We start from the raw sequence: 19,093 nt of genomic DNA, 5'->3' as shown, positions 1-19,093 counted from the left end.
GTAGGGCTCCGCCCCGTACCGTTCTCAATTAGATAGTGGTGTGCGCGCATGAGGTTGCTCTCCGTAGCCGTCGCGGCTTCGCTTCTGACCGCCGTACCGACCGCCGCGGAGGCCAGGGCGGGCACCACCTACTACGTCGATTCCAGGGCCGGCGACGACTCCGCCGCCGGCACCAGCCCCGACAAGCCGTGGAAGTCGCTGGACAAGGTCAACTCCGTCGCCCTCAAGCCGGGCGACACCGTCAGCTTCAAGCGGGGCGGCAGCTTCACCGGCCCGCTGCGGCTCACGGCCTCGGGCACCGCCGCCCGGCCCATCGTCATCCGCTCCCACGGCACCGGCGCCCTGCCCAGGATCAGCGGCGAAGAGCGCGACTGCGTGGTCGTCAAGGGCGCCTACTGGCAGATCGGCGGCCTGCGCGCCACCGGCTGCCGGTTCGCCGGGTTCCAGCTCGGCGGCCACCACATCGAGCTGGCCGGCGTCCAGGCCGACGCCAATGTCGCGGGCGTGTGGATCACGCCGTCCGGCTCGCACAACACCGTCCGCGACAGCACGCTCACCGGCAACAACCGCATGAGCGTCAACGACGAGGGCGGCGACAACGACTCCGGCGCCTTCGGCGTGCTGCTCAACGGCGACGACAACCTGGTGACCCGCAACACCATCACCGGCAGCTACGCCAGGAGCCACGACTACGGCACCGACGGGTCCGCCGTCGAGATCTTCAACGGCGACCGCAACCGCGTCACCCACAACACCGCGCGCGACAACGAGACCTTCACCGAGCTCGGCGCCCAGAAGGGCAAGACCGCCACCGGCAACATCTTCGCCTTCAACGTCGTCACCTCCGGCCGCAGCCGCGGCTCCTTCCTCATCACCCGCGGCCCCGGCCACGTCGTCGGCCCGGTCAAGGGCACGATCGCCGTCCAGAACTCGGTCTACCTGCCGGCCAAGGACACCATCGGCTGGTCCTGCCACGACGGCTGCTCGCCCGCCATCCTCAGGTTGCGCAACAACGTGATCCAGGTCGGCGGCGAGGCGGGCTGGGCCGACGGCAAGGGCGTCGACGACGGCGGCAGCGTCTACTCCGGCCGCAAGATGACCTTCAAGCTGGGGCCGAAGTCGGTCAAGGCCGACCCGCTGTTCGTCTCCCGCACCGACCTGCGGCTGCGTCCGGGCTCCCCGGCGCTGGGCCGCGGCCTGCCGCTGTCGCCCACGTGGTACGGCGGCGCCGCCTTCGGCAAGGACATGCTGGGCAGGGCGCTGACGGGGGCGCCGGACGCCGGGGCCTACCAGCAGTAGCGGTGTAGCCTACCGAGCATGGTTCCGGATCTTCGCCTGCCGCTGGTCAAGCAGCTCGCCGAGGCCGACGTGCCCCACCGCTTCTGGCACGACGCCGGTCCCGGCGGGCGCGTCTGGCTGTTCGAGAGCGTCGAGGGCGACGGCGAGCACTGGGCGATCAGGCAGATCGAGGTCGACACCGACCGGGTCGCCCACCGCTACTGGTGGGGCCGGCTCCAGGACGAGCGCGGCTTCCTCACCGACCAGCCGCTGGAGATCTGGGAACTGACGGAGATCACCCAGGCGGCGTTCGAGGCCGTCTGGGACGCCGCCTGAGCCCTAGCTCGGGCTTTCCAGGACGAGCGCGTTGGCCAGGCCGCCCGCCTCGCACATGGTCTGCAGGGCGTAGCGCGCGCCGCGTGAGCGCATGGCGTGCACGAGCGTGGTGGTGATCCGGGCGCCGCTGGCGCCGAGCGGATGGCCGAGGGCGATGGCGCCGCCGTTGACGTTGACCTTCGCCGGGTCGGCCCCCGTCTCCCGCAGCCAGGCCAGTACGACGCTCGCGAACGCCTCGTTCACCTCGAACAGCTCGATGTCGGACAGCGAGAGCCCGGCGCGGCGCAGCACCTTCTCCGTTGCCGGGATCACGCCGGTGAGCATGAGCAGCGGGTCGGAGCCCGTGACGGCGAAGCTGTGCAGCCGGGCCAGCGGGCGCAGGCCCAGCCGGGCGGCCGTCTCGGAGCTGGTGATCAGGACGGCCGCCGCGCCGTCGTTGATCGGGCTGGTGTTGCCGGCGGTGACCGACCAGGTGATCTGCGGGAATCGCGCGGCGTAGCCGGGGTCGGCGAAGGCGGGCCGCAGCCCGGCCAGGATCTCGGGCGTGGTGGCGGGCCGGACCGACTCGTCCCGGTCCAGGCCGGCGATCGGGGCGATCTCGGCGCCGAAGTCGGCGGCGGCGGCCTTGGCGTGGGAGCCGGCGGAGAAGGCGTCCATCTCCTCGCGGCTCAGCGACCATTTCGCGGCGATCAGCTCGGCGCTGATGCCCTGTGGGACGAGCCCCCCGGGGAAGCGGGCGGCCACCGAGGGCCCGAACGGGTCGGCGCCCGGCGGCACGTTCGACCACATCGGCACCCGGCTCATCGACTCCACGCCGCAGGCCACGACCAGGTCGTACGCGCCGGACATGACGCCCTGCGCGGCGAAGTGCACGGCCTGCTGGGACGAGCCGCACTGCCGGTCGACCGTGACCGCGGGCACCGAGTCGGGGAAACCGGCGGCCAGCCAGGCATAGCGGGTGGTGTTCATGGCCTGCTCGCCCACCTGGTCGACGCAGCCGCCGATCACGTCGTCGACCAGCGACGGGTCCACGCCGCTGCGCTCGATCAGGGCGCGCAGGGCGTGCGCGAGCAGGTCGACGGGGTGCGTCCCGTGCAGCCCGCCGCCGGGTTTGCCCTTGCCGATCGGGGTGCGTACGGCTTGCACGATGACGGCGTCGCGCATCGCGGCCTCCTGTTCGTTGGAAAGTCCAACTCACCCTAACGCGAGTGCGTTGGATTTTCCAACGTAGGGGTCACCGGGCGGCCAGGCCGTGGATGATCATGTTCAGGGCGACGTCGAAGCTGCGCTCGACCTCCTCGGGCTCGCCCGTCAGGTGGCCTCGCGTCTCGGCGAAGACGAACCCCGAGACGAACGCGTGCAGCACCTCGCTCGTCCGCCGCAGCTCCTCCTCGGGCACCCCGGACGCGCGCAGGATCCGGTAGAGCGCCTGCCACAGCGGCAGCCGCCGGTCCTCCACGAACTCGGGATGGTTGTGCAGATAGGTCCACATCGCCGGATGTTGCCGGGCGTGCCGGTGGTAGGCCAGGGCCAGGGTCCGGAGCTGGTCCGGCCACGGGGTGCCGTCGTCGGGCGGCAGCGGAAGCCGGACGCTGATCGTCTCGCAGATGCGGGCCAGCAGCGCCTCCTTGCTCGCGACGTGGTGGTAGACCGACATGGGGTTGACGTCCAGCTCGGCGGCCAGTTTCCGCATCGACAGCCCCTCGACGCCGCCCTCGTCGATCAGGCGCAGCGCCGTGGAACAGATCTCACCGAGACTCAGGGGCGCTCCCCTGCGCGCGCTCACTGCCATACAGCGTATGGTAGCGTCAGCCATACGGTGTATGGCTACCGAAGGGAGCACTCATGAGGCGTATCCCCGCCCCGCAGGGCCTGCCGATCCTGGGCAACACGCTGCAGATCCCGGCCCACTCGCCGGTGGAGCACTTCGTCAAGGTCGCCGAGCGGTACGACGAGGGCATCTTCCGGCTGGAGGTCGCCGGGCGCACGATCGTCCTCGTCTACGACCCCGACCTGGTGGCGGAGGTGTGCGACGAGAGCAGGTTCGTCAAGCGCATCACCCCGCCGCTGTCGATCGTGCGCGACTTCGGCGGCGACGGCCTGTTCACCGCCGAGCTGCACGAGCCGGTGTGGGGGCAGGCGCACCGCATCCTGCTGCCCGCCTTCAGCCAGCGCTCGATGAAGGCGTACTACCCGCAGATGCTGGAGGTCGCCGAGCAGCTCGTCGCCTCATGGGCCGGCCGCCAGGGGCAGGACCTGCCCGTGGCCGACGACATGACCCGGCTCACGCTGGACACCATCTCGCTGACCGGCTTCGGCTTCCGCTTCGACTCCTTCGCCTCGCCCGAGCTGCACCCGTTCCTGAAGGCCATGGGCGGCGCGCTGACCGAGGCCATGCTGCGCAACCAGCAGCTCCCGTTCGTCACCCGGCTGAAGCGCGGCCACGAGGAGACCTACCGGCGCGACATCGAGACCATGCGCGTCCTGGTCGACGACGTGATCAGGCGGCGCCGCACCGAGGGCGCCGGCGACACCAAGGACCTGCTCGGCCTCATGCTGGAGGCCGCCGACCCGCAGACCGGCGGCCGCCTGTCCGACGAGAACATCCGCAACCAGGTGCTCACCTTCCTGATCGCCGGGCACGAGACCACCAGCGGCCTGCTCTCCTTCGCCCTGTACAACCTGCTGCGCGACCCGCACACCCTGGCCAGGGCCTACGACGAGGTCGACCGCCTGCTGCCCGGCGACGAACCGCCCAGCTACGAGACGATCATGAAGCTCGACGTCATCCCCCGGATCCTGGAGGAGACGCTGCGGGTCTGGTCGCCGATCCCCGCCTTCGCCGTCAGCGCCATCGAGCCCACCACCATCGGCGGCTACGAGATCGAGGCCGGCCAGGGCGTCGCCGTGCTGCTGCCGTCGCTGCACCGCCACCCCAAGGCGTGGGAGCGGCCGGAGGAGTTCGACATCGACCGCTGGCTGCCGGAGAACAAGAAGGACCACCACCCGGCGGCGTACAAGCCGTTCGGCAACGGTGAGCGGGCCTGCATCGGCCGCCAGTTCGCGCTGACCGAGGCCCGGCTCGCCCTGGCCATGATCCTGCGCCGCTTCGCCGTCTCCGACCCGGACGCCTACCGGATGAAGATCAAGCAGACGCTGACCATCAAGCCCGACGGGTTCACCCTGCGGGTGCGCGAGCGCCGCGCCCATGAGCGCACCGCCGCCGCCAAGGTCGTCCAGGCCGCCGGGGCGGGCGAGGAGCGCGACCTCGCGGTCACCGGCGTGCCGCTCACCGTCGCCTACGGCTCCAACCTGGGCACCGCCGCCGACATCGCCGAGCGGCTGGCCGAGCGGGCCGGCCGGTCCGGCTTCGCCACCACCCTGACCACCCTGGACGACCTCACTCCGCCGTCGGAGGGCCTGCTCGTCGTGGTCGCCTCCTCCTACAACGGCAAGGCGCCCGACAACGCCCAGCGCTTCGACGCCCTGGCGGAGCTGCCCGACCTGTCCGGCGTGCGCCTGGCGGTGCTCGGCTGCGGCAACTCCCAGTGGCCGACGTACCAGGACTTCCCGCGCCGGGCAGGGGAGAAGCTGACCGCCGCCGGGGCGGTGCCGCTGATCGAGCGCGGCGAGGCCGACGCCGACGGCGACTTCGACGGCGACGTCTCGGCGTGGACGGCCCGGCTCTGGGCCGCGCTGGCCGAGGAGTACAGCGCCCCGGCGGGCGCGGCCGGGCCGCGCTACGAGATGGACGTGCTCGGCGAGAGCGAGGTCAGGCCGGCCGTCGTGTCCGAGCGGGCCGTGCCGCTGACCGTCGTGTCCAACGAGGAGCTCACCGGCGACCCCACCGGCCTGTGGGACTTCTCGGCCGAGGCCCCGCGGCCCGGTGTGCGCTCCATCGTGGCCCGCCTGCCCGAGGGCGTGACGTACACGGCGGGCGACCACGTCGCCGTCTTCGCCAAGAACGATCCCGAGCTGGTCGAGTGGGCCCTGCGCTGCCTGCGCGTCCCGCGCGAGCAGGTGGTGCGGCTGCGCGCCGCCGGCGCCACCCACCTGCCCGTGGACACGCCGGTGACGGCCGGGCTGCTGCTGACCGAGTTCGCCGAGCTGCAGGAGGTGGCCACCAGGTCCGACCTGGAGGCCCTGGCCGCGCACACCGGCTGCCCCTGGACGCGCGGCCAGCTCGCCGAGCTGACCGCGAACTACGCCGACGAGATCCTGGCCAAGCGGGTCTCGCCGCTGACCCTGCTGGAGCGTTTCCCGGCCGTCGAGCTGCCGCTGCCGGTGTTCCTGGAGATGGCCGGGCCGATCCGGCCGCGCTACTACTCGGTCTCCTCCTCGCCGCTGGCCGACCCCGGCCTGGTGCGGCTCACCGTCGGGCTGGTCGAGGGGCCCGCCTGGTCCGGCAGCGGCACCTACCAGGGCATGTGCTCGGCGTACCTGGCCGCGCTGCGGCCCGGAGAGGTGTTCTACGGGTACGTACGCGTGCCCGCCCCGCCGTTCCGGCTGCCGGAGGACCCGGCCACGCCGGTCATCCTGGTCGGCCCCGGCACGGGGTTCGCGCCGCTGCGCGGCTTCCTGGAGGAGCGGGCGCTGGGCGGGGCGGGCGGCCGGGCCGAGGTCTTCACCGGCTGCCGCCACCCCGACCACGACTGGCTGTACCGGGACGAGGTGACCGCCTGGGCCGCCCGCGAGGAGGTCACCGTGCACACCGCGTTCTCGGCCGTGGCCGGGCATCCGTACCGCTACGTCCAGGACGCCGTCGCCGGTCACGCCGAGGAGGTGTGGGAGCTGCTGGAACAGGGCGCGTACGTCTACGTCTGCGGCGACGGCCTGCGCATGGCCCCCGCGGTGCGTCAGGCGCTGCTGGACGTGCACCTGCGGCGCACCGGCGGGGACGGCGCGGACGGCGCGGACGGCGCGGCCTGGCTGGCCGCCCTGGAGGCGGACGGCCGCTACCAGCAGGACGTGTTCGCCTGATCCCGACGTGCGGGCGTGCGCCCGCCTGATCGTGACGTGCGGGCGTGCGCCCGCCTGATCGTGACGTGCGGGGCTGCGTCCGCCCGAACCCGACGTGCGGGGCTGCGTCCGCCCGAACCCCACGTGCGGGGCTGCGTCCGCCTGATCCTTGAACGATCCTTGGTCGGTTTTGGGAAAACACCTGCTCAAACCGCCATTCAGGTTCGACAATCCGGACTTAGCGCTAGATCCTGGGATATAAGCGCAGCATGCGCGACATATCCGTGGAACATGTGAGAAACCTGTCCACGGCACTGTGAGAGCCTCTGGAAAGGGGGCGGGCAATGCTGCTGCGACTGAGGGTGTCCCTGCCGGACAGGCCGGGCGGCCTTGGCCAGGTCGCGAAGGCGCTGGGGACGCTCGGCGCCGACATCCTGCAGGTCACCGTGCTCGAACGGGAGACCGGCCGGGCCGTGGACGACTTCATCGTGTCCTGGCCGGGACCGATCAGCGCGACGGAGGTCTGCGAACGCCTGGCGGCGACGCCGGGCGTACGCGTCGAGGGCGTCTGGCCCACCCGCGACGTGCCCGGCTCCGCCCCCGACTACGACCTGCTCATGCACGTCGCGACGGAACCGGCGCGCGGCCTGGCCACACTGGTGGACGCCCTGCCCGGGCTGTGCGGCGCTGAGTGGTCGGTCGCGGTCGAGGACGGAGCCGTACGGCACGCCTCGATGGCGGCGCCGGAGGTCGTGAACCTGCCCGACCCGCCCCCGCGCGCGATCGCCCTGGACTCGGCGGACCTGCGGCTGATGCTGCTGCCCATGGTCCCGCAGCGCCTGCACGTCGTGGTCGCCCGCGCCGGAGGGCCGGTCTTCCACCGCGCCGAGCTGGAACGCGCGGTCCGCATCGTGGACGTCGTCGCCAAGCTGGCCGCCCGCGCCTAGAACGATTGACCGGCCAAACATCAGACGAATAACGTGAGCCTCGACCGTCCCTCCCGCGCAGAGGACCTGAGGCCATGGATTTCGAGCTGACCGACGAGCAGAGGGCCTTCCGGGAGACCCTGCGCGCCTTCGTGGAGAAGGAGATCCTGCCCGTGGCCACCGAGTGGGAGCACTCGGGCCGCTACCCCACCGAGATCGTCGAGAAGATGAAGCAGATGGGGCTGTTCGGGCTGACCGTCCCCGAGGAGTACGGCGGGCTGGGCGCCGACATGGTCTCCTTCGCGCTGGTCTTCGAGGAGATCGCGCGCGGCTGGATGGGCGTGGCCGGCACGATCGGCTCCCACTCGCTGGCCTGCTGGATGATCGCCAGGCACGGCACCGACGAGCAGAAACGCCTCCACCTCGCCGACCTGGCGAGCGGCGACCGCCGTACCGCCATCGCGCTCACCGAGCCCGGCGCCGGCACCGACCTGCAGGGCATCCAGACCCGCGCGGTCCGCGACGGCGACCACTACGTGGTGACCGGCACCAAGACGTGGATCACCAACGCCCGGCACGCCGACCCGCTGCCCGTGCTGGTCAAGACCTCGATCACCGAGCCCGCCCACAAGGGCATGTCCGTGCTGCTCGTCGATCCGGCCTCGCCCGGCTTCGGCGTCAGCCGCGACCTGCCCAAGCTCGGCTACAAGGGCACCGAGACGTGCGAGGTCGTGCTCGACGAGGTGCGCGTGCCGGTCTCGGCGCTGCTCGGCGGCGTCGAGGGACGCGGCATGCAGCAGGTGCTCGGCGGGCTGGAGATCGGCCGGGTCAACATCGCCGCCCGGGCCGTCGGCGTCGCCCAGGCGGCCTACGACGCCGCCCTGGAGTACGCCCGGGGGCGCACCGCGTTCGGGCAGCCCATCGCCGACTTCCAGGCCATCCAGCTCAAGCTCGCCGACCTGGCCACCGAGATCCAGGCGGCCCGGCTGCTCACGTACTGGGCGGCGTCCCAGGCCGACGGAGGCAAGCGGGTGGACATGGAGGCGGGCATGGCCAAGTACTTCGCCTCCGAGGTGGCGCTGAAGGCGTCGCTGGAGGCGATGCGCATCCACGGCGGCTACGGCTACTCCCAGGAGTTCGTGGTCGAACGGCTCTACCGGGACGCCCCGCTGATGGCGATCGGCGAGGGCACCAACGACGTGCAGCGGCTGGTGATCGCCCGTGCCCTCGTCTCCGGCAAGGGCCGGGTGGGCTGGTAGCTAGTCGTGCCGGGGCAGCCCTGAGACCTCGTGGTCGGCGTGGGACAGCGCCTCGGCGATGAGCGCCCGCACGTGCCCGTCGCGGGCGCGGTAGAGCACCCGGCGGCCGTCCCTGCGGGTGTCCACCAGGCCCGCCAGCCTGAGCTTGGCCAGGTGTTGCGACACCGACGGGCGCGCCGCGCCGACCGCCTGGGCCAGGGAGTTCACGTCCAGCTCACCGGCGGACAACTCCCACATCAGCCGGAGCCGGGTGGCGTCGCTGAGCATGCGGAACGCGTCGACGGCGGCGTTGACCTGGTCGGGAGTGGGTTGCTCCTGCGAGTGGTCCGCACCTGAGACGTTGTCGCGTGCGTACATGACTACATATCCTGGTCGGAGCGGACGAGATGTGCAAGCAGGAGGGCGCCCATGTCTGATTCCGACACCCACCCGCACGGTCACGGACACGGCCACGGACACGGTCACGGACACGGACATGAGGTGGGGGAGCGGCGGGGGTTCAGGGCGCTGGCCGCCAGGGCCGCGCACGTGTTCACGCCGCACAGCCACGACAGCGCCGCCAGGACCGACAGCGCCTTGGAGTCCAGCCGCCGGGGCATGCGCGTGCTGGCCGTCTCCTTCGCGGTCCTCATGCTCACCGCCGTCGTCCAGGCCGTGATCGTCGTGGCGTCCGGGTCGGTCGCGCTGCTCGGCGACACGCTGCACAACCTGGCCGACGCGCTCACCGCCGTCCCGCTGGCCATCGCGTTCTCGCTCGGACGCCGCGCCGCCACCCGCCGCTTCACCTACGGCTACGGCAGGGCCGAGGACCTCGCGGGCATCGTCATCGTCGTGCTCATAGCCGCCTCGGCGGCCCTGGCCGGGTACGAGGCCGTCCGGCGGCTCGTCGAGCCCCAGGACGTCCGGGCGCTCGGCTGGGTGGCCGCCGCCGCGCTGGCCGGCTTCGTCGGCAACGAGTGGGTGGCGCGCTACCGCATCACCGTGGGCCGCCAGATCGGCTCGGCCGCGCTCGTGGCCGACGGCCTGCACGCCAGGACCGACGGCTTCACCTCCCTCGCCGTGCTCCTCGGCGCGGGAGGCGCGGCCCTCGGCTTCCCGATCGCCGACCCGATCGTCGGCCTGCTGATCACCGTCGCCATCTGCTTCGTCCTGCGCGACGCCGCCCGCGAGATCTACCACCGCCTCATGGACGCCGTCGACCCCGCCCTGCTGGACGACGCCGAACGCATCCTGGCCGCCGTCCCGGGCGTCGAGCACGTCGGCTCGGTGCGCCTGCGCTGGATCGGGCACGCCCTGCGCGCCGAGGTCGAGATCCTGGTGAACCACGACATATCGGTCGTGGACGCCCATGCCGTCGCGGTCGAGGCCGAGCACCGCCTCATCCACGACCTTCCCCGCCTGCGCGCCGCCACCGTCCACACCGACCCGTACGGCCCGGACGGCGCCGACCACCACGCGTCCCTGGCGACCCACCGCATCACCTAGCCCGCTCCGGGTAAGTTGGGGCGGGTGCCGACCGCCGCGACCCCCGACACGACCACGCCCGGCGCGCCGTCCAGGCTCGCCTGGCTCGACGCCCTGCGCGGCATCGGCGCGCTCGCGGTGGTCGCCGAGCACCTGCTGCCGTGGTTCCTGCCCGCGCTGCGGCCCTACTGGTTCAACCTCGGCGTCTACGGCATCCTGGTGTTCTTCCTGGTCAGCGGGTACATCATCCCGACCTCGCTGGAGCGCCACGGCGACGTCCGGGCCTTCTGGGCCAGTCGCGCCTTCCGCCTCTACCCCCTCTACCTGGCCGTGATCGCGCTGGTGCTGGCGGCGTCCTGGTGGGTGCCGGTGCGCGAGGGCGTGCCGCGTGACGGGAGCGCGGTGGCGGCCCACGCGACCATGCTGCTCGACGTCGTGAGCGTGGGCGGCGTGGCCGACACCATGTGGACGCTGTCGTACGAGATGGTGTTCTACCTGCTGGTCACGGCGCTGTTCCTGATGAGGGCGCACGAGCGCAGCGGGCTGGTGTCCGTGCTGTTCGCCGGCGCGTCCGTCGTGGTGGGGCTGGTGGTGTCGGGGGCGGTGCTGCGGGGCGGGTGGCCGGCGTACGTGTCGTGCGCGGTGTTCGCCGCCGGGCTCGCCTGCGTGGTCGGCGGCTGGTTCCGCAGGACCGCGGCGTGCGTGCTCGGGCTGATGGCGCTGGCGTTGCTGCTGCTGAGCAGCCGGGTGCCGTGGCTGGGCGCGGCCGTGGTCGCGGTCATGTTCGCCGGCACGGCGATCCATCGGTGGGAACGCGGGCGCGGCGGTCTGTGGCCGGTCGCGGTGACGGCGGCGCTGGTGGCCGTCGCCCCGCTGTGGGCGATCGAGAGCGGCTGGTGGTGGGTCGAGGCCGACGTGTGGCTGACCACGATCGCGCTGGCGGCGGCGACGTTCGCGGGCGCGATGGCGCTGCGCGGGCGGCGGCTGCCCGCCGTGCTCACCTGGCTCGGGCTGATCAGCTACTCGCTCTACCTGGTGCACCATCCGCTGCTGAAGTACTTCGTGGAGGTCAGCGGCGACCTGCGGTGGGCGCCGCTGCCGTACCAGCTGGCGATGGCCGGGCTGGCGCTGGCGCTGATCCTGGCCGTCAGCGCGCTCTCCTACCGGTACGTCGAGCGTCCCATGCAGGCGCTGGGCCGGCGCCTGTCCCGGCGGGCCGCCCCCGGCGCGCGCGCCGACCGGCGGCAGGCGGGCCGCGACGCGCGGGTGGGCCTCCAGGGCGCGGGCAGCCAGGGCGACGGGCCGGGGCACACCGCGTAGATCGGCACGATCTCGTCGCCGGGCTCGTGCCGCCGGTCCGTGGAGTGCAAGATGGTGTGCGGGTCATCGGCGCGAACCCCGCCCGGCCGTCGCGCGGCCTCGTCGGGGCTCTCCCGGGACCGGTCCGGTCAGGGTGCGCAGGCAGCCGCCCGCGGTCGCCCGCGGGTGGGAGAAGGGCCGAGGTCATGCCGGGTTCGCTGGTGCTCATGGGGTCGGGGGAGACGAGCCCGACCATGGTCGAGGTCCACCGGACGGTGACGCGCGGGCTGCGCGCCGGGGCCCGCGCGGTGCTGCTCGACACCCCCTACGCCTTCCAGGAGAACGCCGCCGACATCTCCGCCCGCGCCCGCCGCTACTTCGCCCGCAGCGTCGGGCTGGAGGTCGAGGTGGCCGCCGGCGTCACGGGGGCGGACTGGGTGTTCTCCGGGCCGGGCAGCCCCACGTACGCGCTGGACCGGTGGGCCGCCTCCGGCGTGGCCGGCGACCTGCGGGCCCGCGTACGCGCGCGGCAGGGGGTGACCGTGCTCGCCTCGGCCGCCGCCTGCACCGCGGGCCTGGCCACCGTGCCCGTCTACGAGATCTACAAGGTGGGCGCCGAGCCCCACTGGCGCGAGGGCGTCGACCTGCTGGCGCCGCTGGGCCTGCGGGCCGTGCTGATCCCGCACTTCGACAACGCCGAGGGCGGCACCCACGACACCCGCTACTGCTACTTAGGTGAGCGGCGGTTGTCGCGGATGGAGCGGGAGCTGCCGCCGGAGACCGCCGTCCTGGGGCTCGACGAGCACACGGCGCTGATCATCGACCTGGAGTCGGAGGCGGTGGAGGTGGCCGGGCGCGGCGGGCTGACCGTACGGCGTCCCGGGGCGGTGAGCGTGCTGCCGGCCGGCACCCGTACGAGTCTGGCGGCCGTCCGCGGCCTGGCGGAGGGGGCCGCGCCCGGGACGGTCGCTCCGCCGGGGCCCGCCGTGGTCGCCGCGGAACCCGCCGTCACTCTGGAGGAGACGATCCGGTCCTGCGAGGAGCTGTTCAAGGACGCGGTCGGCAGGCCGGACATGGTGGCGGCGGCGCAGCTCGTGCTGGACCTGGAGGCGGAGATCGTCAAGTGGGCGGCCGACACCGAGGAGGACTCCGGCGGGGTCGAGCAGGCCCGGGAGCTGCTGCGGCTGCTGATCGCCCGCCTGGGCGAGGCCGCCGCGACCGCCAACCTGCGCACGCTGGCCGAACCCCTGCTCGACCTGCGCACGGAGCTGCGAAAAGCGGGGCGGTACGAGGTGGCGGACGCGCTGCGGAAGGCCATGGCACGCGGCGGCGTGATCGTGGAGGACACCCCGGCCGGCCCCCGCTGGAGCCCCGCCTCCTCGTGAGGCGTGACGCGTCGGGCTCTCGGCCGTGGGGTCAGCGGCGGGGCGGGTCGATGCGGGCGCCGTCCAGCGTGAAGATCATGAGGCGGGACAGGTCCACCGCGACCTTCGCCGCGTCGCCCGCCCGCCACATCGGCCGGTTGCCCAGCCGGACGATCAGGTCCGAGCGGCGGTGGAAGCCGCTGCCCACGTTCTGGCCGACCTGCTCCTGCTCCTCGTGCTCCGGCGCGCGCTGCGAGAAGAGCCGCCGCACCATCCCGCTCAGCCCGCCCGCGCCGTCGCGCTCGGCGTTGACGCGGGCGCGCGGGTCCGGCGGCTCGGGCACCGGCACGGCCGGCATGCCGCACTCCAGGTACGCCAGCCACTCGTGCCCGTGGTACTCCAGCGCCCGCACCCGCCCGTAGAAGGACGGCCCGTCGTACGACTCCGGCACCGGCGCCAGGCCGTCGGGACGCATGCCGACCAGCACCTGCCCGCCCGTGTGCTGAGAGATCGCGTACGCCCTGGGATCGCTCCAGGGCATCGTGAGCCGGTGCGGGCCGAAGTCGAGCATGACGTACTGGTTCTGCGGCGTCCTGACACCGGCCGCCAGCAGGTTCAACTGCTGGGAGTTGAGGAAGGCCGCCACGAACGCCGTCGCTGGATCGTTGTAAATCTGGGCCGGAGTGCCCACGTCCTGCAGGACGCCGCGGTTCAGGATCGCGATCCGGTCGGCCAGCGTGAGCGCCTCGACCTGGTCGTGCGTGACGTAGATCGTGGTGACCCCGAGCGACCTGACCAGCGCGGAGATCTCCATGCGCAGTTCGGTGCGCATGCCGGCGTCGAGGTTCGACAGCGGCTCGTCCATGAGGAACAGCTTCGGCTGCCGGACGATCGCCCGGCCCATCGCCACGCGCTGCCGCTGACCGCCCGACAGGGTGCCGGGACGGCGTTCGAGCGTCTCCTCGATGTGCAGCGCCTTCGACAGCTCGGTGACGCGGTCGCGCACCATCGCCGGGTCCGACTTGGCGATCTCCAGGGGGAAGGCGATGTTCCCGCGCACGGTCCGGTGGGGGTAGAGCGCGCCGTTCTGGAACACCATGGCCACATCGCGGTCGCGCGGCGGCAGGTGGTTGGCGAGCTGGCCGTCCAGCCAGAGATCACCGTCAGTGATCTCCTCCAGGCCGGCGATCATCCGCAACAGCGTGGACTTGCCGCAACCGGAAGGACCAAGGAGGACGAGGAACTCGCCGTCCTCGGCCTGCAGGCTCAACCGGTCGACTGCCAGGTAGTCGCCCGGATACACCTTGGTCACTTTGTCGAGTACGACCGAGCTCATGGGCCCACACCTTGCACGCGTGTCACCTGTGACGATGCTGATTGATGAGGTAGTACATCGCGCCTTAACGCTGCATGTCCACCCTTGACATAAAGAATCTCACTGGCGGGGGTTTCGGCCAAGGGTTTTGAACGCCCGTATACCCATAAATCGGGATACGAGGTGCATGGAAGGGCTTGCGTAAACTTGCCGCAAGGGCTTTCATGGTCCGGACACTCGGGGGGAGATCCATGAGCATGTGGTGGCGTGACGCCGTGATCTACCAGGTCTACGTGCGCAGTTTCGCCGACGGCAACGGCGACGGCGTGGGCGACCTGATCGGCGTGCGCGATCGCCTGCCGTACCTGGTCGAGCTAGGGGTGGACGCCGTCTGGCTGACGCCCTTCTACACCTCGCCGATGGCCGACTTCGGCTACGACGTGGCCGACTACCGGGACGTCGACCCGCTGTTCGGCTCCCTGGCCGACGCCAAGGCGCTCATCGACGAGGCCCACGGGCACGGCCTGCGCGTCATCGTGGACGTCGTACCGAACCACACCTCGTCGGCGCACCCCTGGTTCCAGGCCGCGCTGCGCGGCGAGCGACGCGATCGTTACATCTTCCGCGATCAGCCCAACGACTGGGAGTCGATCTTCGGTGGCCCGGCCTGGACCCAGGTCGAGGACGGCCAGTGGTACCTCCACCTGTTCGACCCCGCCCAGCCGGACCTCAACTGGGACGACGACGAGGTGCGCGGCGAGTTCGAGTCCATCCTGCGCTTCTGGCTCGACCTGGGCGTGGACGGCTTCCGCGTGGACGTGGCCCACGGGATGATCAAACCGCACGGCCTGCCCGACATCGGTCATCCGAACCAGACCAGGATGATCGGCCGCGAACCGGTGCCGTACTTCGACAACGACGGCGTGCACGAGATCCACCGGGCATGGCGCCGCGTGCTCGACTCCTACCCCGGCGAACGCGTCGGCGTCGCCGAGGCGTGGGCGCCCACCGCCGAACGCCTGGCCATGTACGTCCGGCCTGACGAGCTCCACCAGGCCTTCAACTTCCACTACCTGTTCACCCCGTGGGACGCCGCCGAACTGCGCGACGTGATCGACTCCTCACTCGCCACGGCCGGCTCCGTGGGCGCGCCCACCACCTGGGTGCTGTCGAACCACGACGTCAAGCGGCACGTCACCCGCTACGGCAGCCTGGCCAGGGCCCGCGCCGCCGCGCTGCTGACGCTCGCGCTGCCCGGCTCGGCCTACGTCTACCAGGGCGAGGAACTGGGCCTTCCCGAGGTGCTCGACCTGCCGGACGAGGTCTGCCAGGACCCGCAGCGGCTGCGCGACCCCGACAGCGGGCGCGACGGCTGCCGCGTGCCGCTGCCGTGGACCCGCGACCTCGGCTGGCGCGACCCGTGGCTGCCGATCCCCGCCGACTGGTCCGAGCTCAGCGTCCAGGCCCAGGACGGCGCCACCGGCTCCACCCTGGAGCTCTACCGCGCCGCGCTGCGCCTGCGCCGCACCCTGAACGGCGACCTGACCTGGCACGACTCGCCCGAGGGCACACTGGTCTTCTCCCGCGGGGACGTGCTGTGCACCGTCAACCTGACCGGCGCGCCCGTCGACTTCGGCGTCGAGGGAGAACTGCTGCTCGCCTCCGATGTCCCGGGAGCAGCCGATTCGGCCGCCTGGTGGAAAGTAAAGTGTGTTCCATGAACGGTCACGCTCGCCTAGCCGACATCGCCGCCCAGGCCGGGGTGAGTGAGGCCACGGTCAGCCGGGTGCTCAACGGCAAGCCCGGCGTCTCGGCCGGCACCCGCCAGTCCGTGATGACGGCCCTCGACCTCATGGGCTACGAGCGGCCGCCCCGGCTCAGGCAGCGCAGCAACGGGCTCATCGGGCTCGTGACGCCCGAGCTGGACAACCCGATCTTCCCGGCGTTCGCCCAGGCCATCGAGAAGGCGCTGACCCAGCACGGCTACACGCCCGTGCTGTGCACCCAGCTGCCCGGCGGCGCCCCCGAGGACGAGTTCACCGAGCTGCTGGTCGACCGCGGCGTCAGCGGCATCGTCTTCGTCTCCGGCCTGCACGCCGACACCACCGCCCGGATGGACCGCTACACCCGCCTGATCGACCGCGGCCTGCCGATCGTGCTGGTCGACGGCTACAGCGAGCACATCGACGCGCCCTTCATCTCGCCCGACGACCGCCTCGCGGCCCGGCTGGCCGTCCAGCACCTGGTCGACCTCGGCCACGAACGCGTCGGGCTCGCGCTCGGGCCGCGCCGGTTCGTCCCGGTGATCAGGAAGATCGAGGGATACAAGCAGGCGATGGCCCACCTGCTCGGCGCCACCGACGTCGACGACCTGATCTCCCACTCGCTGTTCTCGGTCGAGGGCGGGCAGGCGGCCGCCGCGCAGCTCCTGGCCCGCGGGTGCACCGGGATCGTGTGCGCGAGCGACCTGATGGCGCTGGGGGCGATCCGGGCGTGCCGGCAGAAGGGGTTGTCGGTGCCGGGCGACGTGTCGGTGGTCGGGTTCGACGACTCGCCGCTGATCGCGTTCACCGACCCGCCGCTGACCACCGTGCGCAAGCCGATCGGGGCGATGGCCTCGGCCGCCGTCCAGACGCTGCTGGAAGAGGTCGGCGGCGCACCGGCCAAGCACGTCGAGCTGATCTTCCAACCGGAACTCGTCGTCCGCGGCTCCACAGGCTCCGGACCGCTGGTGAACCGCTGATCCCGGGCGATGGCCTCGGCCGCCGTCCAGACGCTGCTGGAAGAGGTCGGCGGCGCACCGGCCAAGCACGTCGAGCTGATCTTCCAACCGGAACTCGTCGTCCGCGGCTCCACAGGCTCCGGACCACTGGTCCGGGCGCATTCCGGACGTGTGCTGGACCGGTGGGCCCGGTGTATTTCGAACGGGTTCCGGGTCGGTGGTGAACCGCTGATCCCGGCGTATCTCGAAAGGCTGATCGAACGTTGACGCGTGACGTGCTGGTCCTCGGCGGCGCCGGGGTGGACACCACTGTCTATGTGCCCACACTGCCCCTGCCGTACAAGGACACCTACCATGTGCCGCCCGTCGTCGACCGCATCGGGAACACCGGGGCCGGAGTCGCCCTCGGCTGCCACGCGCTGGGGCTCGACGTCGCGTTCGCCGACCTCATCGGCGACGACCCGCAGGGCACGCTGATCAGGCACGCCCTGCGGGACGTCGACTGCAGATGGGGGCCGGCCGAGGCGGGCACCAGGCGCAGCGTCCTGCTCGTCGGCCCCGACGGGCGGCGCACTTCCCTGCACGACCCCAAGGTCACGCCAGGGGAGCGACTGCCCCGCGACCTGTACGCCGGTCTGCGCCCCAGACATGTGCACGTCTCGATCATGGACTTCTGCCGCCACGTCTACCCGGACCTCGCCGGCATCCCCACCTCCACCGACCTGCACGACTGGGACGGCGCCGCCGACTACCAGAAGGACTTCGCCCACGACTCCGACCTGGTGTTCCTCTCGGCCACCGCCCTCGCGGACCCGGCTGCGACGATGCGCGACATCCTGGCGAACGGACGCGCCCACACGGTCGTCTGCACGCGGGGCGCGGACGGCTGCCTCGTCCTCACCCGCGACTCGGCCTCCGTACGCGCCTTCCCCGCCGCACCGCTGCCCGGCCCGGTGGCCGACAGCAACGGCGCGGGCGACGCCTTCGTCTCAGGCTTCCTGTACGGCGTTCTGAACGGCCGTCCGGTGGACGAATGCGTCAAGCTGGGCGCCGTGGCAGGGGCACACGCTTGCACAACCGAGGGCACCCACGAATCCCCAATAACAGAAACCCTCCTCCTCACAAGAACACCCGCCCTCTGACCCAGCGCCCTCTGGCCAGCGCCTTCTGGCCCAGCGCCTTCTGACCCAGCGCCTTCTGACCCAGCGCCTTCTGACCAGCGCCCTCCGCCCGGCCCCCTGCCTGGCCGCTCCGCCCGGCCCCCCTGCCCGGCCCCCCTGCCCGGCCCCCCTGCCCGGCCGCTCCGCCCGGCCACTCCGCCTCCGATCGTCCGGCTCCACGTCCCGGCCCCGCTGCGGCCCTTGCGGCCCGCCCTGAGCGTGGGGACCGCCCGCTCGCCCGGCCCTGCTGCGGCCGCTCTGGCCCTGCCCCGAGCCACGGCGGTCGCGGCGCCGCAGCCCGAGCGAGGCGAGCACCAGCGCGCCGCCGTCCCCGGCGACCATCCTGTGCCCTTGCCCCGACCGTCCATGTCCTTGCCCCGACCGTCCCGTGTCCTTGCCCCGACCGGGTCAGGCTCGCTTCGGCCGACTTGGCCTCGTCCCGAGCGCCCCGGCGCCCCCGAGCGCCTTGGCCGTCCTGGCCTCGCCGAGGCCGCCTGCGCCCCCGTCGCCCAGGTGGTCAGCCGCAGGGGAACGTTGCCTCGTCCACCTGGCCGGTGCTCCACACTGCCCGGAAATCGCCCGGCGTGCTGCCACGGCAGGTGTAGACGGCGGTGACGATGCCCACTCCGTTGCCGCCGCTGAAGACCACCGTCCCGTTGCGGAAGATCTTGACGAACAGCCCGTGATCCAAGGTCTCAGGGACGCACTCGCCCTGGGCGACCACCCGCGCGGGCGCGGCACCCGTGTACGACAGGTCGTGAGTGGCGAACCCGCACTTGAGCCCCGCGGCAGAGACGGCGGTCCGAGCAGGCACGCCTTGGCTTACGGCGGAGGCGGCGGCGTGGGCAGGTACGGTCTGGCCTGCGGCGAGCAGCCCCACCGCCCCGGCGGCGGCGAGCACGAGGGCCGCGCGGTGGTACCGTCCACGGCCTGGTCGACGTTCTGACATACGCGTTCCTTCCATCGTCCGAACCGGAACCGGCATGTCGCCGGCGCCGATCTGGAAGGCGT

17 protein-coding genes are annotated in these 19,093 nt (G+C 72.2%); 12 read left to right on the top strand and 5 right to left on the bottom strand.

Features of this window, described 5'->3' with window-relative positions:
• The first annotated feature begins 48 nt into the window (after positions 1-48).
• Together ACWCSU_RS26835 and ACWCSU_RS26830 are read left to right on the top strand one after the other, a co-directional pair.
• Entirely contained in the window at positions 49-1,299 is a 1,251-nt protein-coding gene (locus tag ACWCSU_RS26835) for a NosD domain-containing protein (protein ID WP_449938520.1), read from the top strand.
• A gap of 18 nt (positions 1,300-1,317) precedes the next feature.
• A complete protein-coding gene (locus ACWCSU_RS26830) occupies positions 1,318-1,614 on the top strand; it encodes a hypothetical protein (RefSeq protein ID WP_357695911.1) in 297 nt (98 codons plus the stop codon).
• Positions 1,615-1,617: 3 nt separating this feature from the next.
• Here ACWCSU_RS26830 and ACWCSU_RS26825 read toward each other — a convergent pair whose 3' ends face one another.
• Entirely contained in the window at positions 1,618-2,778 is a 1,161-nt protein-coding gene (locus tag ACWCSU_RS26825) for a thiolase family protein (protein WP_357695913.1), read from the bottom strand.
• Positions 2,779-2,848: 70 nt separating this feature from the next.
• Positions 2,849-3,406, bottom strand: coding sequence for a TetR/AcrR family transcriptional regulator (locus ACWCSU_RS26820; protein WP_357695915.1), 558 nt, complete (start codon positions 3,404-3,406; stop codon positions 2,849-2,851).
• 53 nt (positions 3,407-3,459) lie between these two features.
• On the opposite strand from ACWCSU_RS26820, the gene ACWCSU_RS26815 reads away from it, so the two are divergent.
• The 3 genes from ACWCSU_RS26815 (at position 3,460) to ACWCSU_RS26805 (ending at position 8,758) form a co-directional block, all read left to right on the top strand.
• A complete protein-coding gene (locus ACWCSU_RS26815; protein ID WP_449938515.1) occupies positions 3,460-6,594 on the top strand; it encodes a bifunctional cytochrome P450/NADPH--P450 reductase in 3,135 nt (1,044 codons plus the stop codon).
• 323 nt (positions 6,595-6,917) lie between these two features.
• A complete protein-coding gene (locus tag ACWCSU_RS26810) occupies positions 6,918-7,520 on the top strand; it encodes an ACT domain-containing protein (protein ID WP_357695919.1) in 603 nt (200 codons plus the stop codon).
• A 74-nt stretch (positions 7,521-7,594) separates the two neighbouring features.
• On the top strand, positions 7,595-8,758 hold the full coding sequence (locus ACWCSU_RS26805) for an acyl-CoA dehydrogenase family protein (protein ID WP_449938514.1): 1,164 nt from the start codon (positions 7,595-7,597) through the stop codon (positions 8,756-8,758).
• On the opposite strand, the gene ACWCSU_RS26800 is transcribed toward ACWCSU_RS26805, so the two are convergent.
• Positions 8,759-9,115 carry an ArsR/SmtB family transcription factor gene (locus ACWCSU_RS26800; RefSeq protein ID WP_449938511.1) on the bottom strand — a complete coding sequence of 119 codons (357 nt, stop codon included), beginning with the start codon at positions 9,113-9,115 and terminating at the stop codon, positions 8,759-8,761.
• Positions 9,116-9,166: 51 nt separating this feature from the next.
• On the opposite strand from ACWCSU_RS26800, the gene ACWCSU_RS26795 reads away from it, so the two are divergent.
• The 3 genes from ACWCSU_RS26795 to ACWCSU_RS26785 all read left to right on the top strand — a co-directional run bounded on the left by ACWCSU_RS26795 (position 9,167) and on the right by ACWCSU_RS26785 (position 12,906).
• The gene (locus tag ACWCSU_RS26795) at positions 9,167-10,243 is read left to right on the top strand and encodes a cation diffusion facilitator family transporter (protein WP_449938509.1); all 1,077 of its coding nucleotides are present in this window, start codon (positions 9,167-9,169) and stop codon (positions 10,241-10,243) included.
• A 24-nt stretch (positions 10,244-10,267) separates the two neighbouring features.
• Positions 10,268-11,542: an acyltransferase family protein gene (locus ACWCSU_RS26790; protein ID WP_357695927.1), complete on the top strand. Its 1,275-nt coding sequence runs from the start codon at positions 10,268-10,270 to the stop codon at positions 11,540-11,542.
• Positions 11,543-11,727: 185 nt separating this feature from the next.
• Positions 11,728-12,906: a hypothetical protein gene (locus tag ACWCSU_RS26785; protein ID WP_449938507.1), complete on the top strand. Its 1,179-nt coding sequence runs from the start codon at positions 11,728-11,730 to the stop codon at positions 12,904-12,906.
• Between the two features lie 31 nt (positions 12,907-12,937).
• On the opposite strand, the gene ACWCSU_RS26780 is transcribed toward ACWCSU_RS26785, so the two are convergent.
• Complete coding sequence (locus ACWCSU_RS26780; RefSeq protein ID WP_357695931.1) at positions 12,938-14,221, bottom strand: ABC transporter ATP-binding protein; 1,284 nt, start codon at positions 14,219-14,221, stop codon at positions 12,938-12,940.
• Positions 14,222-14,451: 230 nt separating this feature from the next.
• Between ACWCSU_RS26780 and ACWCSU_RS26775 the strand changes: the two genes are divergently transcribed.
• Genes ACWCSU_RS26775 through ACWCSU_RS26760 form a run of 4 tightly spaced genes read left to right on the top strand, consistent with a single transcriptional unit; the run spans position 14,452 to position 18,064 of the window.
• On the top strand, positions 14,452-15,921 hold the full coding sequence (locus ACWCSU_RS26775) for a glycoside hydrolase family 13 protein (protein ID WP_449938506.1): 1,470 nt from the start codon (positions 14,452-14,454) through the stop codon (positions 15,919-15,921).
• Positions 15,918-16,943, top strand: coding sequence for a LacI family DNA-binding transcriptional regulator (locus ACWCSU_RS26770; RefSeq protein ID WP_357695935.1), 1,026 nt, complete (start codon positions 15,918-15,920; stop codon positions 16,941-16,943). The genes ACWCSU_RS26775 and ACWCSU_RS26770 overlap by 4 nt, the downstream gene beginning before the upstream one ends.
• A gap of 9 nt (positions 16,944-16,952) precedes the next feature.
• Positions 16,953-17,189, top strand: a complete 237-nt coding sequence (locus ACWCSU_RS26765) for a hypothetical protein (RefSeq protein WP_449938505.1) — start codon at positions 16,953-16,955, stop codon at positions 17,187-17,189.
• Positions 17,186-18,064, top strand: a complete 879-nt coding sequence (locus tag ACWCSU_RS26760; protein ID WP_449938504.1) for a carbohydrate kinase family protein — start codon at positions 17,186-17,188, stop codon at positions 18,062-18,064. The genes ACWCSU_RS26765 and ACWCSU_RS26760 overlap by 4 nt, the downstream gene beginning before the upstream one ends.
• A gap of 535 nt (positions 18,065-18,599) precedes the next feature.
• On the opposite strand, the gene ACWCSU_RS26755 is transcribed toward ACWCSU_RS26760, so the two are convergent.
• Positions 18,600-19,031 carry a hypothetical protein gene (locus ACWCSU_RS26755; protein ID WP_449938503.1) on the bottom strand — a complete coding sequence of 144 codons (432 nt, stop codon included), beginning with the start codon at positions 19,029-19,031 and terminating at the stop codon, positions 18,600-18,602.
• Positions 19,032-19,093 lie beyond the last annotated feature (62 nt).

Source organism: Nonomuraea sp. NPDC001699, from assembly GCF_053596455.1.
This window is presented reverse-complemented; position numbering and strand designations above follow the sequence as displayed.